This window comes from Thermosynechococcus sp. (assembly GCF_046299655.1).
In the GTDB taxonomy this organism is placed as follows: domain Bacteria; phylum Cyanobacteriota; class Cyanobacteriia; order Thermosynechococcales; family Thermosynechococcaceae; genus Thermosynechococcus.
In genome coordinates, this window is sequence record NZ_JBKBHZ010000002.1 from 84,443 (window position 1) to 98,071 (window position 13,629).

Below are 13,629 nucleotides of genomic sequence, written 5' to 3' on the forward strand. Positions count from 1 at the left end.
TGCACAGTCAACGGCTGACTTTATCATGCACAATAAACTATTGGGCTTTCCCAGTTGGAGAGATTGAAATGCCTACACCCGCCTTGCTGGTTCTCGCCGATGGTTCAGTCTTTCGCGGTTTTTCCTTTGGGGCACCGGGAACGGCCATTGGCGAGGTGGTCTTTAATACGGGCATGACGGGTTATCAAGAGGTGCTCACTGACCCCAGTTATTGTGGTCAAATTGTGACATTTACCTACCCTGAGTTAGGCAATACGGGAACCACCCCCGAAGATGATGAGTCCGATCGCCCCCAAGTGCGCGGTGCGGTTGCTCGCAATATTTGTGACATTCCCAGTAACTGGCGATCGCAACAATCCTTACCTGATTACCTCAAAGCCCATCGCATTCCCGCAATTTATGGCATTGACACCCGTGCCCTCACCCGCAAAATTCGCACCGTCGGTGCCATGAATGGCGGCATCTCCACGGAAATTCTTGACCCCGTTGAACTGCTGCAACAAGTCCTTGCCGCCCCCAGTATGCAGGGACAAAATCTAGCTAAAGTGGTCACCACCCGCACCCCCTATGAATGGACAGAGCCAACGCCCCCCGCTTGGGAATTCCGTCCCCAAACCACCACTGAAGAGCCACCCTTGACGGTTGTGGCCATTGACTTTGGCGTCAAGCGCAATATCCTCCGTCGGTTGGCCAGCTATGGCTGCCGTGTGATTGTCGTGCCGGCAGATACATCAGCGGAAACGATTCTCAGCTATGACCCCGATGGCATTTTCCTCTCCAATGGCCCCGGTGACCCTGCGGCAGTTCAGGAGGGCATTGAGACAGTGCGCAAATTACTGGCGGCGCAGCGTCCCATGTTTGGCATTTGTCTGGGGCATCAGTTGTTGGGACTTTCCTTGGGAGCGGAAACCTTCAAGCTCAAGTTTGGTCACCGAGGGTTGAACCAGCCCGCTGGCCTGACGCGGGAAGTAGAAATTACCAGCCAAAACCACGGCTTTGCCATTACCGAAGAATCCCTTGCCCAAGCCCCCGTTGAAATTACCCACTTTAACCTCAATGACCACACCGTTGCCGGTCTGAAGCACCAAACCTTGCCCGTTTTCTCAGTGCAGTATCACCCTGAGGCCAGCCCTGGCCCCCACGATGCCGATTACCTCTTTGGCGAGTTTGTGGCGCAAATGCGTACCTATCGCCAGCAACATCCCCGCAACCCATGAAAGGGCGATCGCTCACCCCTTACCTCTTTCTTGCCCCTGCCGTGGGGTTGCTGACCTTAACCGTGTTCTGGCCAGCGCTACAGGCCTTTTTCCTCAGTTTCAGCCGCTATGAAACCGATCTCCTGAGTCCCCCTGTGTGGGTGGGGTGGGCCAATTTTGCACAGTTGTGGCGTGATGGTGTCTTCTGGAAAACCTTGGGCAATACTTTCCTCTATCTAGTGGTGGTGGTGCCGATTCTGGCGATCGCTCCCCTGCTATTGGCGATTTTGGTCAATCAACCCCTGCGGGGCATCCACTGGTTTCGGGCGGCTTACTATAGTCCGGTGATTGTCTCCATGGTGGTGGCGGGGATTGCTTGGCGCTGGCTCTACGCTCCCAATGGCCTCTTGAATCAACTGGTACAGGGTCTCCATCTACGGGACACCCCAATCCCTTGGCTGACGAGTCCCCACCTCGCCCTCTTTAGTGTCATGGCCGTCACCGTCTGGAAAGGCTTGGGCTACTACATGGTGATTTATTTGGCAGGATTGCAGGGGATTAGTAGTGAACTCTACGAAGCGGCAGCGCTCGATGGCAGTGAGGGATGGCAGCAGCATTGGGATATCACGTTGCCGCTGATGCGCCCCTATATTTTTTTGGTGAGCATTCTCTCGGCGATTTCTGCCACTAAGGTCTTTGAAGAGGTCTATGTGATGACCCAAGGAGGCCCCCTCAATAGCTCCAAGACTATTGTTTATTACATTTACGAGAATGCCTTTCAGCGTTTGGAAATTAACTACGCTTGCACGATGGGACTGGTTTTATTCCTATTTATCCTGTCATTGTCCCTTCTGAATCTTAAGTTTGGCCGCCAAGTGGAAATGCCCCTTAATTGAGCACCTGCATGCGTTGAATCAGCCACTGATCTCCGCGCCGAATCAAGGTGTAAATAACGCGGTAGGGATCGCTGTAGGAAATGTCATTGCGCAGTGTCCCCTGTTCATAAAAACGGGCATCCTCATGGACTTCCGTCAACACCTCCACGCGATCGCTCCCTTGGGGACGCACTTCCTTTACCTCTAGGTTCTTTAGGGTATAAACCCAATGGCTGCCCTCGGACTTTAAGCCCTGTGCCCGCGATCGCCAGCGGCTGAGTTCTGGCTCCGCCAAAATTGTTGCTAGTTTGTCTATTGCAAATGCCGTGCCAAGGGCTTGGGCCTTAATTTGCTGCCACGTGCGGAGGCGATCGCGCACCGTCTCCGGTGTCACGGATGTGGCTAAGGTCGTTGGTTGTGGAGTCGGGGTCGGCGTTGCTACAGGAGTCGGCATTGGTGTCACTGGCGGTGGCGGGGTGGGGGCTTCAGCCGTTTTGGCTGGCCAATAGAGTTTTGCCAAGGCCCCTAAACCAACCAAGACAACCCCTGCACCCATCCAAAACCAGGCCTGACGTTTTTTGTGATAACTAGCTGCGCTGCGCCGTTTGCGGGTGGAGATTTGGGGTGTGGCTGTCTCCGTTCTAGTCGCAGAAGCAGTGGAAGGCGGCACAGACAAGCCTTGACCGCAGCCAGTATGATACTCCAAAGGTAGCGTTTCCGCTGTGAAGGAGACAGGAGGCGGCACGGCCACCGTTGGTCTAATGACTTCAGGAAGTGGCGAGGCAGTGGTCGCCGCTGGTTCAGGGGTCATGGCGTTGTCACTGAGAGCCTCTAGGTAGGTTTGGATATTGGGATCGGCAAAGTAGGCATCCAAGGCTACTGGTGCTTCGCCTAGATCTCGAAAGGCAGGATAAATTTCCTCCCGTAGCCATTGCTCTGTGTAGTAGTACAGCCCCGGTAGCAGATCGCTAGAGTCATTGGAGTGACGGCGGATAAAGGCAAGACTCTGCTGATCTTGGGATTGATCAAGAGCGGCCAATGCCTCCGCCGGTTGTCCCAAAAGCAGTAAACAACTGGCCAGTTCAAGGTAGATGTCTTGATTGGGCAAGAGCCGCTCTAGTAAATCCTTGGCGTGGCGAATATAGGCGGGCTGAAGCTCTTGGACGCCCCGTGCCACCAGCGCATGAACTGCCAGATAAGTCGCAACTGCCGAGGGACGCCGCGATTCCCGTTCAAAGAGTTCCTGTTGCTCTGCGACGGTGAGATGGTTGCGCAGTTGCAAAATAAATTTCAGAAAATCCTCAACCCCTAGGCCAGAGTAATCGTCATGGCGACCTTCAATGCCCCCGCGATCCTTGAGCATCTCCCGCAGCAATAAAATACCCCGCTGCCGATTGACACTATCGGACAGAGGCCGTGCCAGTAACTCCAGAATGCGGTAGGGACGCAGGCGATTCAGTTCCGTCTGAAACTGCTCTTGAAGGTCGGGAAACAGGTTCCCCCGCTGAAGTACCCCTAGTCCGGCTTCTAGGCGAGAGGCGGCTGCTTGGTAGGACTGCCGTTGCCATTCCTCGCGTCCCAATTCCAGATAGGCCAAAGCCACAGTGAGCGTAATGTCAGCAACAGCGGCAGAGGAGGTATAGGGGCGGTTGAGATCAAAGGCATCCCCCTTTAGGAATTGTTCTCCCAGTTTGACCACTTGGGTATAGTTCCCCAGTTCATAGAGGAGAAGGAGCGCCCCCGAAAATTGCTGATCACTAATTTCAAGGTGGGGAGCGGTGGCATCGGAATCCAACTGGGCAATTAGATCATCGGGATCAGCGGTACGGCAGTGGCGATCGTAGGCCTGGCGCTGCTCCGGTTCTCGCAGTACCGCATAGGCTTGTTCAATCAGTTCACGACGGGTGGCAACGGTGACGGGAGAGTGTTGGTGGGTGGGCAGTTGCAACAAGCGGTCTTGAAACGCTTGCTCAATTTGCTCTGGCGTTGCCTGAATGGGCACACCGAGCACTTGGTAATAGTCGAGGGGAATGCGCACCTGAACCCAAACCTCTATAGATCAACCCGTCCATCAACAACAATGCTTTGTTTTTACAGCAAGAACAGGGAACCACTGCTAACCCTTGCTCTGTCTTAAGCAGAACACTGCAGAGTGTGAGTGTTCCCCAAACAAGGAAGCATCAGGCGTTCTAGGGTATCACAGTTTTTGCCCATTAGTCGGAGTGTGAGGCGCTCTGCAATGGGTGCTTAGCCCCGCACCTTTGACGTAAAGCCAGAGGCCTTAAATTGCTCTAAGTGCAAGGGCGTTGGTTGGTTGTAGGGCACGCTAATGCGGATTTCAAAATCACTGATGCCCGGTGGAATGACATCGATCGCGCCAACCCGTGTGCGGTTTTGCAACACTGGATTGCCATTGGCATCGTAGATACGACCAAAGACATCGGCATCCACCACCGTTTTGCCGGATTTATTCTCTGCTTTGCCAGTAATTAGGTAGCAGTTGGCCTTGAGGGTCGTGCCGCCGGAGGTCACTGAACCTTCGCCAATTTCTGGCGGACATTCGTGGTAACTCAAGTCAAAGAGCCGCACTGGAATGGTGGCGATCGCCGGCAGCGTGGCAACACTTGACCAGCACAGGACACTCAGGAGCAAGCACACCACTCCTCGACGCAGATAGCCCACAAACCGATTCGCACTCATGGTTATCGCTCAACACCTCGACACGCCCCCATTATCCCACAGTCGTTAGAATCCATAGATCCATGGCCAGTAGGAGCAGCGTAAAGACGGCCAAAATACCGTACATCCAAGGCTGCGCAAGGGGCTTAATCACCGCTGTGGGCAATCCCGTATGGGCTTCAATGGCACGCATCATTTGGGCAAACCCCGCTACTCGCATCGGCAGCAGATACCCTTGGCCGCTGGCAGTCACCAGATAATAGACCAAGCCCCCTTGGCTGGTGCTGCGGGGCTGCAGCCCTTGAATCTCTGACCAAGTCAGTTGCCACTGCCGCCGCAGGAAGGGGGGAACCCAACCGGGATAGGTGAGGCGAATCCCTTGCGCATCCAGTTCTACCCGCTGACTCAGCGCCCCCCAGAGCAACACGCCCCCGAGGGCGATCGCCCCCCAAAGGAGCAGGGGTGAAATGGGAGCCGCCGTCTGTACCGCCAAAAAGGGTAGAGGAAGGGTGAGGGCGCCATAGAGGGCAATGAGGGTTCCAGAAATCAGGGGCGAGGTTTTGAAGCGCAGGGGTTCACTCATGGTCGTTTGGTCGTTGCCTAGTTACTGCCTAAAGGATTCATCATCGTCCATCAATAGAATAACCAAGTGGCAAAGGCATATTTCGTACCCTGCACCACGGGCAAGGCAGCATGGGGATGGGTGTAGTAGGCAGGAAAGACGACAACATCCCCCGTGCGGGGGGTGATCTTTACCCCTTGGCGATCAAAATAGGTTTCTCCCCCCTGAAAATCCTCATTGAGATAGCCCACCAGACTCACATCCCGCGTTGGGATACCTTGCGCCAGTTCCATTTGCCGACTGGCTAGCAATAGGTTGTCCACATGGCGGCGATAGCCCTCACCCACGCGATAGCGCAGGATTGAGAAGTTCTCAATTTCAGGAAAGCGAATCCCATAGTGCTGGTAGAGGACGATTTGAATTATTTGCGTGGCTTGCAGAAGAATCTGCCGCATCATGTCCTGTTGGGGGTCTTGGGGATCAAAGCGCAGGAGACCGCCGCCGCGTACCGAACGATCCACTGTCCCCATGAGAATTTGCGCATCTTCAAACCCCACCTTCTCAGCCGTAGCAATCACCTGCTGACACTGCTGTGCCGGAATCAGACGCTGGAAGAGGAGAATCTCACCCCCCAAGTCAAGAATTTGCAGCGGTGCAGCACTCATAGGGCAAAGATTGTCGCTATCTCTACCATAGGCTTAGGGGAGGCGTAGTTGCACCGCCACTTTACTTTGAACCCTGCCATTGACAATCACCTCTTGGCGATCCAGCCACCCTTTTGCCCGCTCTCCCTGCACTTGCAGGCGGGGATTGCTCTGGCGGTAGAAGACGCCGCCCTGGGCTTCCACCTCCTGTTGGGGAATCCGCCAAATCAGTTGAGCGGTGCGCAGGTGGGCATTAGGTCGCTGAATTTCCACTTGACCGCTAGCTTCTACCCGCGCTTGGGAAATCCACCAATTGAGGCGTTGGGCACGCAGGTGTGCCTGTTGGGGTTGACTCTTGATCTGGGCATTGTCAAAGACGGCACGGTTTTCAGCAATCAGGAAGACACCGCGGTTGGCCTGCCCTTGAATGCCTTGGCTGGGGTATTGTACCCGCAGGGGGCGATCGCTCATCAATTGCTGCTGCGGCATCAACCAGCGCACCGTTTCGCCCTCAATCCGTAGGGCGGGGTTGGGAAGCTGCACCTGAACGCCCCCCTCAAGGATAACTACCTGATCCCGAATTGACCAGATGGCCCTTTGGGCTTGCAGCCGCTGTCCCTGGCGATCGCCCGCCACGCCGACAACTGTGACCCCCCCTTGACCCCTGACTCCTGCTAAGAGCCGATTGGGCTGCTGCTGCCACACCAGACTCTCCGTATTGAGTCGCAAATCCTTGGCATCCCTAGCGGGTGAAGTCACCTGAACGGCATTGAGGGCACGCAGTTCTTGACGTTGATTATCCGCTTCAAGGCGCTGGGCAGTAATGGTGACTTGGGGATAGCGGGCTTGCAGGTTCTTCTGGGCAATGAGAACGCGGCGATCGCCCTGCCAGACCAATTGCTCGGCAACAATGGTTCCCTTTTGCTGGAGATCTGTGACGGTGGTGCGACCCTCAATCCAGAGTTGCCCATCCCGCTGCCGCACATTGACCGCCTTGGCGTGCACCTTGTAGGCAGTTTTGCCCTCTGCTTTTAGCTCACCTGTCAGGTTTTGAATTTCCAATTGCTGGCGATCGTCATCGCGATAACGTGCTCCCGCCGCCTGCAGGAACCAGAGGAGTTCCCCCTTCTCATTGGTTTGCCGCAGTGTAAGGTTTTGCAGCTTCACCTCACCTGTAATTTCGGGTTCTGGCGATGGTTCCTCACCCACCCATTGATCCACCCAGCCACAGCCTGTTAAGGCCAGTACAAGGCAAAGGGGCAGGAAGGGTCTAGGCAGAGGCATTGTTATCTAGGTTCTCTAGGGTCTCGGGTGACTCATTGCCCGCAGCTTCGTTTTTGCTTTCGGCGGTATCTTGCTGCCAATGGGGGGTAACAATCGGGGGTGGCGTCAGGCTACCCGTGACGGGGCGGTAGGTATAGGTTGGACGGGGCGCCTTTTGGATTTCTTCGCGAATGCTTTCGAGATCAATGTAGCGATCGGCAACGTTAATCAGACTATCGCTGGTCATTGATCGCAGGCTTACCACCTCAACCCGTGCCCCTCGGTAACTCACCGCATCCACTGCATAGGCCAAATCCCCATCCCCACTGACCAAGATGGCAGTGTCATAGCAACCTACCAGTGCCATCATATCCACGGCAATTTCCACGTCAAGATTTGCCTTTTTAGAGCCGTCGGGGAGCTGAACAAGTTCCTTGGCTACAACACGATAGCCATTGCGGCGCATCCACAGCAGAAATCCCTGCTGTTTTTCATTGGTGGGGTCAACCCCCGTGTAAAAAAAAGAGCGAAAGAGACGGGAACCCTGGGTCAAGTGGCAGAGGAGTTTTGAATAGTCAATTTCAATGCCCAGTTGCAGGGCTGCATAAAATAGGTTGGAGCCATCAATAAAGATGGCAACGCGCCCGCGATTTTGTAACACCTGTTCTGGCGTGTAAATAACTGAAGACGACGATGTAACCATGTAGAAATCATCTCAAAAAAAGTGTGTTATCGAAATATGAAGTCATACCTCTAGGGTATCGCGGCTTAGGCAGAAGTGGCGACGCCTGAGGGAAGCGACAGTTTTTGGAAAATCGGCTCTGGAGTTGCCAGAGGTTGTGATGCCGGTAGAATACCCCATTGGGCTTGGCGATCGCCCAAAAGGTCTGGGGCAACTGGTTGGTTAAATTTTACACTGTAGCCCAGCTGCCCATAAATTGCTTCACTCAGTTGGGGGATAATCGGCGCCAATACATAGGCCACAAGACGCACTGACTCCAACACGCAGTAGAGAATCTCCGCCACTGCTTCAGTTTCCCCCGCCTTGTAGCGTTTCCACGGCGCCTCCTCATCGAGGAACTTATTCCCGGCCCGTGCCAGTGTGAGTGCCTGTTGACACACCTCATGGAAGGCCAGTTGGCGGTACCCTTGGCCATAGGTTTGGCAGAGCTGCTCTGCCAGTTGCCGCAGGGGGTGCTCTCGTGCAATCCCTGACCCTTCAACATTGGGCACTTTGCCATTGGTATATTTCCATGCCATTTTCAGGGTGCGATTGAGTAAGTTACCTAAATCATTGGCAAGATCCGCATTGAGGATATTCACAAAACGGGTCTCACTAAAGTCCCCATCACGGCCAAACTCCACCTCCTTCATGAAGTAGTAGCGCACCGCATCGGCACCGTATTGCGCCACCAAGGCAAAGGGATCAAGGGTATTCCCCAAACTTTTGCCCATTTTTTGGCCATCCTTGGTGAGAAAGCCATGGACAAAGATCTGCTCTGGTAGCGGCAATCCCGCCGACATCAACATGGCTGGCCAAGAGATGGCATGGAAGCGCAGAATATCCTTGCCGATAATGTGCAGGTTAATTGGCCACCACGTTTTGAGGGCATTGGCCAAGGTTGGCTCATCTTCAGGTTCTAGAAGCGCCGTGACATAGCCCAAGAGGGCATCAAACCAGACATAGAGGGTCTGCTCTGCATCCGTGGGCACGGGAAACCCCCACGCCAGATTCACCCGTGAAATGGAAAAGTCCTGAAGCCCCCGCTCAATAAAACTCAGCACCTCATTGCGACGGCTGGGGGGCTGCACAAAGTCAGGATGTTCAGCGTAGTAGTCCAAGAGCGGCTGCTGATACTTCGAGAGGCGGAAAAAATAGTTGTGCTCATCTCGCCATTCCACCGTCCGATTCACATGGATCGGGCAGCGCCGACCCTCAAGCAGTTCGCGTTCTTCCTTGAATTCCTCGCACTCGACACAGTACCAGCCCTGTTGTTGACCGAGATAAATGTCGCCGTTGTCCCATACCCGCTGAAAAAACTCGTTGACAATGGCGTGGTGGCGAGGACTAGTGGTGCGGCTAAAGCGATCGTAGTGGATATTCAGTTGTTGCCACAGGGCTTGAAACCCAGCGGCAATCTCATCGCAGTGGGCTTGGGGACTGAGGCCCCGCTGTTGAGCCGTGCGCTCAATTTTCTGGCCATGCTCATCCGTCCCCGTAATAAACCGCACCTGATAGCCCTGCAAACGATAAAAGCGAGCGAGCACATCGGCAGCAATGGTCGTGTAGGCACTGCCAATATGGGGAAGGGCATTGACGTAGTAGAGGGGGGTCGTCAGCGAAAAGTGCGGTGACAAGCAGTGTTTCTCCCTAGGAGGTCGAGCAAATCGCGTTATTTATCATAGTGCCATTGGTCACAGCTTGCGGGCGATCGCCCACCGCCAAATCTACCCAAGGACTCAGGGGACCTTCTTGCTCACTGCCATTGGCAGCCAAGTCACTGTGGCAAAGGAATAGGCGATCGCTCACCCGTGAGCACAAATCCACTAGCAAATGCTCTAGCCGTTCTGATGTCGACTGCCACAGCCGTGCACTGGGACTTGCCGCCCCCTGCCGCAAAAAAATGGGTGCCTGCCAGAGGCATTGCAAGCCACCATCCTGCCACCGCGGGCTTCCCACGTCTAGCCAAAAATGCCAAGGATGAGCCAATTGGGCACTGCGGTATTGAAAGGTGGTTGCCAGTAAGACCCCCTGAGGTTGTAGCAGGGTGGGGACGGGATCGGCGGTTACGGTTCCCCGTCGCAATAGAGCAATCCATTCCCGTAGTCGCTCAGCCGTTGGCGTGGTTCGGTATTCTGGGAGATGATCATAAGTTTGCCAGTAGGCGGCGGTGCCCTCAAGGAGCGATCGCAGGGGAGCCAATTCACTGGCCGTCAGGTTTTGGGGCCAGAGATAGCGTTGAATCGCCGCCTCTAGGATATGCACGGGGGGTTTCTCAGGATCAAGCCCCCTGAGCCACTCGCGCAGCTCCCCATAGGCCTGGGTGGCCCGATAGCCAAAGCGATCCCAATGGCTGTACTGGGTTGTGCTCAGCAGTTCAGCTTTTTCCAAGCCCGGCTGAAAACAATAGCAAGAGAACAGGCCTGACCGCACGGGATCAATTTCTCGCGGTAGCAAAACCGTCAACATCTCCGCAACCGCTGTTGCCTCTGGGATCATTCCCGTTCGCGGATAAACAAACAGCAACAGCGTCAAGAGGGCACGTACCAAGGGGGAGTGGATCAAGGGGCGCTGCTCATTCCAGATTACAAAGGGAATGCCGCGTTTCTTTAACTCGCTGCTGAGGACATAGCGGGCAATACTGTCTAGACCGGGGGCAAGGATAGCAATCTCGTTGGGCTGCACCCTCCCTTGATGAATGGCGGTGGCGATCGCCCCCACCACTTCCTGGAGCAGTTGCATTCGCGAGGTGGTTTGAATGGCCGCTATGCTTTCAGGCAGCGTGGATTGGGGGGTAGTGAGCAGCTCTTGAATTTGCCTTCTAAGACCTGTGAGATCAATCTCACCGAAAATGGTTCTTGCAAGGCGGCACTGCTCAATCACCGTGGCTTTGCTTTTCAGGCTGAGAAAGGCATCAGGATCGGCGCCGAGACCCAGACGCACAGCACCGATGGGTTGGTGGGTCAGGACAATCTCAATCCCCTGTTGGTTGCAGCGTTCGATTAAATCTGCCATCACCGCTGGATAGTTGTGGGTATTGTCAGCCAACAGACACTGAAACCGCTGCTTCAAGGAGGCTTGGTAGCGGGGATGATCAAGCAGAACGCGGCCAAATAGATACGTGGTGAGGCCGTAGGTGAGGAGGCTGTGGGCAGTACACCAACGTTGCCACTGTTTCAGGGCAGCCACGATCGCCTCCACGGTTTCTGAAGGCATCTCAAGCTGATGGTCACGAATCAGTTGGGGCAGGTCATCAAGGCTCAAGCGGGCAAAGGCCGCCAGTTGAAAAAGATCAAGGAGGTGGCGAGTGGCGCGATCGCCGACGGCGCAGCGGAGCTGTTCGCTATTTTCACTAAGGGCGGCAAAAGTATGGTTTGCTAGCCAACGCTGCCACAGGCGTTGTGCCCACACCAACTCCGTTTCCGGTTTCAGACGCAAAGGGGGATGGGGATCAACAGCCTTCGCCTCCACCAGCAGCGGCCAAAAAAGCTCGACCTCGTCCTGCATAAAGCCTATTGGCGTAGCGATATAGGGCACGTAGCCATGACCCAACTGTGCCTCAATTTCCCTTTGGATGGCTTGGCGGCCTTCGACAGTATCCGTCAAAAAGAGGAGCGATCGCTCTTTAGGAATCACTGAAGTCTCCTGCTCCCCTTTGACCCACTGAGCAAATGCCCTCACCAGTGCATAGGTTTTGCCACTGCGACTACCGCCACTAATCCACTGCAACACCGCCAACAAAGCCCACAAAGTCAATTTGCTACGATGCTATCTATCCTATCGATTTATTGCTTTTGCGGTAGCCGTCGAGAACAACAGCAATGTCCAGCAATCCCTTTATTCGCCTCAGAGACTGGATCAAGCGTGCACAACAGTGGTACCTCACAACCCCCAACCGCGCCCTCCAGGAAGCCTATGAAGCTGCTTTGAAAATTCGTGCCATTGAACTGGAACACTTTGACGGCCAACCCATTAGCCCCCTCAATTTGCCCGTGGGAGAAGTTTCCAGTTATTTCGAGATAGAGCTAAAACAACTGCTGAAAACCATTCGCATGCGGATGACAGAGTTCCGCGCCAGCCGCCAAATCTTACCCCTTGCGCCCCTCCAAAGCCCCCCCACTCCTGTCAATGGCAGTGTCAATAGCCCAACCGAGACCTATACAGTGAGGGCTACCGTCAGCAGCACGACGGAGGAACCCAGCGTCTATGAAAAGCTGCGGGTCATTGACGCCACCCTCAACCGCTATAAACGACAGCGGGAAAAGGAACTGAATGCCCTTGCCCGTCCCAGCCTCAGTCGCCAAGACCCTCAACAGCGCCAGCAGGCAGCAGCCCTCGAAAAACTCGACCAAATTGAGGATGATTCCCTTTACTTGTCGGAGTATATCAATGACGACCTCACCGACGATTCCAAACTTGACAGCAGCAGCTTTATTCCCCGCTCCATTTTGCGTACCGCCGATCGCTTTCGCCGTGAACTTAATTCCGATGAAACCACTGAAGCTGAGGTCGTTCGCGATTTTCGCACCTCAAAGCTGCGTACCCGTCTAGCAGTTCGCTTTATGCTACTGCTGGTGATTTTGCCCCTGTTGACCCAGCAAATTTCTAAAGCGCTGATTGTTAGCCCCCTTGTTAACCACTTTAAGGCCGTGGGTCAGATTGAACGCATCATTAACTCCCAACTGGAAGATAACATTCTCGATGAACTAGCCCGCTTTGAGAACAAAATTCGTTTTGAAAGCCTTGTCAGTAATGTGCCAGTGTCCCCAGAGGAGATTCAAGCCCGCATTCGCGAAAAGGCGATCGAGCTATCCACAGAATACCAAAAGGAACTCATTGAACCGCTGAAAAATATTCTCTCCGATGCTTTGGGCTTTACTGTCTTTCTGGTGTTGGTGTTTACGGGTCAACGGCAACTAGCGATTGTTAAAGCTTTTCTGGATGAAGTCGTCTATGGCCTCAGTGACAGTGCTAAGGCCTTTATCATTATTCTATTTACGGATGTCTTTGTTGGCTTCCACTCCCCCCACGGCTGGGAGGTGCTCGTTAATAATACTTTGGAGCACTTTGGCCTTCCTCGTAATGAGGACTTTATCAATATGTTTATTGCTACATTTCCGGTCATGTTGGATACGGTGTTTAAGTATTGGATTTTCCGTTATCTCAACCAGATTTCCCCTTCGGCAGTGGCCACCTACAAGAATATGAACGAGTAGTTAGGAGCGCGCCACAGGCTGAAGGATGGGACAGATGGTGCCCTCAAGGGGTTGTGCGGGCGATCGCCAGCCGGATAGGAGGCCTTGCAATTCCTGTTTAAGAATGTGCAACTGCTGAATTTGGGCTTCAATGGCGGCCAATTTCTCCTCTAACTTTTCCTTGATGTGGTCACAGGGAACTTCCCCGCGATCGTACACCTCAAGAAAAGCTTTGATGTCGCTCAGGGTGAGGCCAAGGGACTGGGCACGTTTAATGAAACTCAGGCGGGCAAAGACATCCTCAGCAAAGAGGCGATAACCCCCACTGGTTCTGCCGACGGTTCGCAACAGTCCCAATTCCTCGTAGTAGCGAATGGTTTTGACGGGCAGACCACTGCGGTGGGCAACGGTACCAATCAAATAGGCGGCTGCATGCATGGGCCTTCTTCCAAGGGTAGGACAAAGCGGTGGTGAGAGAGGGGCGCCCCCTCATC

General features: G+C 54.3%; 12 protein-coding genes. 3 read left to right on the forward strand and 9 right to left on the reverse strand.

Annotated features, from left to right (window positions below; genetic code table 11):
- Positions 1 to 68: 68 nt before the first annotated feature.
- Positions 69 to 1,217 (forward strand): glutamine-hydrolyzing carbamoyl-phosphate synthase small subunit, encoded by a 1,149-nt coding sequence (carA, locus tag ACK4HN_RS01940; protein ID WP_409868794.1) that lies wholly within the window; start codon positions 69 to 71, stop codon positions 1,215 to 1,217.
- Positions 1,214 to 2,092 carry a carbohydrate ABC transporter permease gene (locus ACK4HN_RS01945; protein WP_409877178.1) on the forward strand — a complete coding sequence of 293 codons (879 nt, stop codon included), beginning with the start codon at positions 1,214 to 1,216 and terminating at the stop codon, positions 2,090 to 2,092. Before carA ends, ACK4HN_RS01945 begins: the two co-directional genes overlap by 4 nt.
- On the opposite strand, the gene ACK4HN_RS01950 is transcribed toward ACK4HN_RS01945, so the two are convergent.
- The 8 genes from ACK4HN_RS01950 to ACK4HN_RS01985 form a co-directional block, all read right to left on the reverse strand.
- On the reverse strand, positions 2,085 to 4,109 hold the full coding sequence (locus ACK4HN_RS01950; RefSeq protein ID WP_409877179.1) for an IMS domain-containing protein: 2,025 nt from the start codon (positions 4,107 to 4,109) through the stop codon (positions 2,085 to 2,087). The genes ACK4HN_RS01945 and ACK4HN_RS01950 overlap by 8 nt on opposite strands.
- 209 nt (positions 4,110 to 4,318) lie before the next feature.
- Positions 4,319 to 4,771, reverse strand: a complete 453-nt coding sequence (locus ACK4HN_RS01955) for a hypothetical protein (RefSeq protein WP_409868797.1) — start codon at positions 4,769 to 4,771, stop codon at positions 4,319 to 4,321.
- Between the two features lie 31 nt (positions 4,772 to 4,802).
- On the reverse strand, positions 4,803 to 5,333 hold the full coding sequence (locus tag ACK4HN_RS01960; RefSeq protein WP_409868798.1) for a hypothetical protein: 531 nt from the start codon (positions 5,331 to 5,333) through the stop codon (positions 4,803 to 4,805).
- Between the two features lie 50 nt (positions 5,334 to 5,383).
- A complete protein-coding gene (locus ACK4HN_RS01965) occupies positions 5,384 to 5,977 on the reverse strand; it encodes a prolyl hydroxylase family protein (protein ID WP_409877180.1) in 594 nt (197 codons plus the stop codon).
- Between the two features lie 33 nt (positions 5,978 to 6,010).
- Positions 6,011 to 7,240, reverse strand: coding sequence for an LPS export ABC transporter periplasmic protein LptC (gene lptC, locus ACK4HN_RS01970; protein WP_409868800.1), 1,230 nt, complete (start codon positions 7,238 to 7,240; stop codon positions 6,011 to 6,013).
- Complete coding sequence (locus tag ACK4HN_RS01975) at positions 7,227 to 7,922, reverse strand: NYN domain-containing protein (RefSeq protein ID WP_409868801.1); 696 nt, start codon at positions 7,920 to 7,922, stop codon at positions 7,227 to 7,229. The genes lptC and ACK4HN_RS01975 overlap by 14 nt, the downstream gene beginning before the upstream one ends.
- A 65-nt stretch (positions 7,923 to 7,987) precedes the next feature.
- Entirely contained in the window at positions 7,988 to 9,577 is a 1,590-nt protein-coding gene (gene metG, locus ACK4HN_RS01980; RefSeq protein WP_409868802.1) for a methionine--tRNA ligase, read from the reverse strand.
- Between the two features lie 13 nt (positions 9,578 to 9,590).
- On the reverse strand, positions 9,591 to 11,696 hold the full coding sequence (locus ACK4HN_RS01985) for a recombinase family protein (RefSeq protein ID WP_409868803.1): 2,106 nt from the start codon (positions 11,694 to 11,696) through the stop codon (positions 9,591 to 9,593).
- A gap of 65 nt (positions 11,697 to 11,761) precedes the next feature.
- Here ACK4HN_RS01985 and pxcA point away from each other — a divergent pair, with 65 nt between their 5' ends.
- Positions 11,762 to 13,156: a proton extrusion protein PcxA gene (gene pxcA, locus ACK4HN_RS01990; RefSeq protein WP_409868804.1), complete on the forward strand. Its 1,395-nt coding sequence runs from the start codon at positions 11,762 to 11,764 to the stop codon at positions 13,154 to 13,156.
- On the opposite strand, the gene ACK4HN_RS01995 is transcribed toward pxcA, so the two are convergent.
- Positions 13,157 to 13,573 carry a heavy metal-responsive transcriptional regulator gene (locus tag ACK4HN_RS01995; RefSeq protein ID WP_409868805.1) on the reverse strand — a complete coding sequence of 139 codons (417 nt, stop codon included), beginning with the start codon at positions 13,571 to 13,573 and terminating at the stop codon, positions 13,157 to 13,159.
- Positions 13,574 to 13,629: the final 56 nt, after the last annotated feature.

Excerpts from the sequence above, each read along its gene's own strand:
- carA (WP_409868794.1), top strand. The coding sequence starts at position 69 with ATGCCTACACCCGCCTTGCTGGTTCTCGCCGATGGTTCAGTCTTTCGC.
- ACK4HN_RS01945 (WP_409877178.1), top strand. The coding sequence starts at position 1,214 with ATGAAAGGGCGATCGCTCACCCCTTACCTCTTTCTTGCCCCTGCCGTG.
- ACK4HN_RS01955 (WP_409868797.1), bottom strand. The coding sequence starts at position 4,771 with ATGAGTGCGAATCGGTTTGTGGGCTATCTGCGTCGAGGAGTGGTGTGC.
- ACK4HN_RS01960 (WP_409868798.1), bottom strand. The coding sequence starts at position 5,333 with ATGAGTGAACCCCTGCGCTTCAAAACCTCGCCCCTGATTTCTGGAACC.
- ACK4HN_RS01965 (WP_409877180.1), bottom strand. The coding sequence starts at position 5,977 with ATGAGTGCTGCACCGCTGCAAATTCTTGACTTGGGGGGTGAGATTCTC.
- lptC (WP_409868800.1), bottom strand. The coding sequence starts at position 7,240 with ATGCCTCTGCCTAGACCCTTCCTGCCCCTTTGCCTTGTACTGGCCTTA.
- ACK4HN_RS01975 (WP_409868801.1), bottom strand. The coding sequence starts at position 7,922 with ATGGTTACATCGTCGTCTTCAGTTATTTACACGCCAGAACAGGTGTTA.
- pxcA (WP_409868804.1), top strand. The coding sequence starts at position 11,762 with ATGTCCAGCAATCCCTTTATTCGCCTCAGAGACTGGATCAAGCGTGCA.
- ACK4HN_RS01995 (WP_409868805.1), bottom strand. The coding sequence starts at position 13,573 with ATGCATGCAGCCGCCTATTTGATTGGTACCGTTGCCCACCGCAGTGGT.